4 protein-coding genes are annotated in these 3006 nt (G+C 44.0%); 2 read left to right on the plus strand and 2 right to left on the minus strand.

From position 1 onward, the window contains the following. Positions 1-32 precede the first annotated feature (32 nt). On the minus strand, positions 33-302 hold the full coding sequence (locus QUA53_RS28805) for a hypothetical protein (protein WP_333249291.1): 270 nt from the start codon (positions 300-302) through the stop codon (positions 33-35). A gap of 401 nt (positions 303-703) precedes the next feature. On the opposite strand from QUA53_RS28805, the gene QUA53_RS28810 reads away from it, so the two are divergent. Both QUA53_RS28810 and QUA53_RS28815 read left to right on the plus strand, forming a co-directional pair. Continuing rightward, positions 704-1477, plus strand: coding sequence for an ABC transporter permease (locus QUA53_RS28810; protein WP_333101282.1), 774 nt, complete (start codon positions 704-706; stop codon positions 1475-1477). Between the two features lie 126 nt (positions 1478-1603). Further along, positions 1604-2503, plus strand: coding sequence for an ABC transporter ATP-binding protein (locus QUA53_RS28815; protein ID WP_333101278.1), 900 nt, complete (start codon positions 1604-1606; stop codon positions 2501-2503). A gap of 37 nt (positions 2504-2540) precedes the next feature. Here the strand turns inward: QUA53_RS28815 and QUA53_RS28820 are convergent, their stop codons facing one another. Then, positions 2541-2837: a DUF4915 domain-containing protein gene (locus QUA53_RS28820; RefSeq protein WP_333101280.1), complete on the minus strand. Its 297-nt coding sequence runs from the start codon at positions 2835-2837 to the stop codon at positions 2541-2543. Between the last annotated feature and the right edge of the window lie 169 nt (positions 2838-3006).

Genomic DNA, 3006 nt, shown 5'->3' on the forward strand with positions numbered 1-3006 from the left:
CTGACCTACACAATCGCTCAATTATTTGTCAATTATATCCTTCGCTCGTACCAACGCTCGCCATCGATCTCGCTCGCCGCAACGCTGCCGTGTACTTGTGGTGCAACCCGGGATCGATCGCCCGCCATTATCGATCGCCCGCCATTATCGATCGCCCGCCACAGAATTTGATCGCCCGCCACAGAATTTGATCGCCCGCCATTATCGATCGCCCGCCACAGAATTCGATCGCCCGCCATTATAGATCGCCCGCCACAGAATTCGATCGCCCGCCACAGAATTCGATGGCGGTGCAACGCCAATCAAGCCAACAACTTATTAATAATGATAATCGTGATCTGGTGGGAGAGTCAGCCGCAGGCTGACTCTCCCACCCTTACCCCTTTTTTGATTATCATTATTATTCACTTACATTTCTACACAAAGAGGTATTGACAAAATCTACTCCCTTCTAACTTGTTACCAATGGGACTTGCGAGGGTAATTTCACGATCCAACCTGGGTGATTTTACCCCTTATAGGACATCAGGAAACGGCAGTGCCGTTTCCTGCGTTGCGTTACTCTGTTTTTCACGAATCCGTTGAAGTTAATTCAATGGTGTACCTTTTAAACAGTTATTTGACAAGCTTATTTCATCACTGTATCATAAACTATTAACTTTTTATTTTGATTGCCGACAATAACAATGCTAACAAACTTAAGATGAAATACTGGTACGAAACCCTCGCTGTAGCGCAGCGAATTTTAATAGAATTGGGAAGGCGAAGACGCAGTTTAATTTTTTGGGCTATCTTTCCGATTTCTATCTTGATTATTAACGCCTTAATTTTAGCAGAACGCGCGCAACTGACAACAGCAAAAGCCTTTGAAGTTGCTGCACCTGCAAGCTTAGTAGGAGCAGCTTTATTTTTTAGCTGTCTCGGTGGTAGCGTAGCAACAGTAGTAGCAGAGCGAGAACAGCATACCCTCAAACGCTTGTTTATTTCCCCGCTGAGTGGAACTTCCTACTTTTTAGGAATTTTTCTGGCTCATAGTTTCATCGGCATCGGTCAGGTAATTTTAGTATACACGATCGCCTCTTTTTTAGGAGCCCAATTCCAAGGCTCTCTTCTGCTAGGATGTGCGATTATTCTGCTCAGTATTGTATCTTATGTAGGTGTAGGCTTTATTCTCGGCACCCAGTTTGCGAGGCGCACAGAAGATGTCAACTCCCTAGTAGCAGCTTTCGGCGTCCCCTTGTTGATTTTAGGAGGCGCATTTTTGCCGACTTCGCTGTTTCCCAAAAGTCTGCTGGAACTCGCCCAGTACAATCCAATTTATCACATGAACGAAGCGCTGATGGGCGTGTGGGCTGACGGCAAAGGTTTGGCTGATATTGCCGAACACCTCGGATTCTTGTGCATCTTTGCGGTTTTAATGATAGTAGCCGGATGGCTTTCTTATCGCAGGATGCTGAGAGTAGAAAGAAGACTTTAAAACGCTCTCAGTATGTCGTAATTATTCATCTCTCTCTTCTGGAGACTCGGGGTCCTCAGCCCTCTCTGCGGTTTAATCGTTCAGAAACAACCGTAAATATATAAAATAATACGGAGAATTAAAGCAGTGCTGCAAATAGAAAAGCTAAATAAGTCTTACGGCGAACGTTCAGTGCTTCGAGATTTAACACTGCACATCCAAGCTGGAGAAATTTACGGTTTACTAGGACCAAACGGGGCGGGCAAAACTACAACTATCAATATTTTATGTAATTTGCTAAATGCAGACAGCGGCCAGGTTTCCATCAATGGCGAACCTGTTTCCGAAGCTACTAAATTATTAATAGGTGTAGCTCCCCAACAAAATTTGCTTTACAAAAGCCTTAGCTGCGAAGAAAACCTCAATTTTTTTGCTCAAATTTACGGCTTAGAGCGCAAGCAGCGGCGCTATCAAGTAAGACAGTGTTTGAAAGCAGTAAATTTGACAGATAGAGCTACAAGTCCCGTGGAAACTTTGAGCGGAGGAATGCAGCGCCGTTTGAATATTGCGGTGGCTTTGGTACACCAACCTAAATTAGTAATTTTAGACGAACCGACAACGGGTTTAGATATTGAGGCACGCTATGAAATTTGGGAGTTAATTCAGCGATTGCAATCGGAAGGAAGTACAATTTTGCTGACAACTCACTTGTTAGATGAAGCTGAGCGTCTTTGTCAGAGAATCGGAATTCTGAAAAATGGGAGTATTGTAGCAGAAGGTAGTTTAGAAGAGTTGCAAAAACTGATTCCGGCTCAAGAAATTATCGTGGTAAAAACCGACGAAGAAGCTGAAGTCATCGCCCGCGCTAAAAAATACAGTTTCATTCCCCGTCGCTACGGTAGCGATTTAGCTTTTTGGCTGCCGGAACGTTTAGAATTAAAAGAGATTATTTTGCTGTTCGACGGGATTTCTATTGATTCAATCGCTCGGTATCCGGTGCGATTAGAACATATTTATGTCGAAGTCACCAAACAAACTGCATCTTAATCTGCGTTCATTAGCGTACATCCGCCCACATCTGCGGTTAAAGTTCCAAAGTAATTAACTGAGCAATTTCATCCGTTTGAAAACCCAACGCCATCGGCTTTTGCACTGCCGAAATCACCTGCACATCATAGAGTTCTGTGACAATTCCTTCAAACCGCAACAAGTGAACGATCGCCCCAGTAGTCAAATCGATCGCCATCATACCACAGCGAGGATCAGCATCCTTTGCTACCAACAACTCATCCAATTCTAAACCGCTAAAAGTATTGTCCCCTCCCCGATGTTTCGAGAGTCCAACAATTGCCCAATTTTGCCAAAATGCCAGTCCCCGCACATTCGTAACAAGTTAAGCTTGGATGGCAGTTGTCAAGGGGATTTGAGAAGATGCTTCAAAGAAAAAGCAGTCAGACCCTCGCTGTCGATCGAGAAAAGGTGCAACAATTAACTTAACATTGGGTTTTCGTTGAGCTTTAACAATATCTAAATCTCGATTTTCAGGCGCA

The sequence above is a fragment of the Microcoleus sp. Pol12B3 genome (genome assembly GCF_036701355.1).
GTDB lineage: Bacteria > Cyanobacteriota > Cyanobacteriia > Cyanobacteriales > Microcoleaceae > Microcoleus.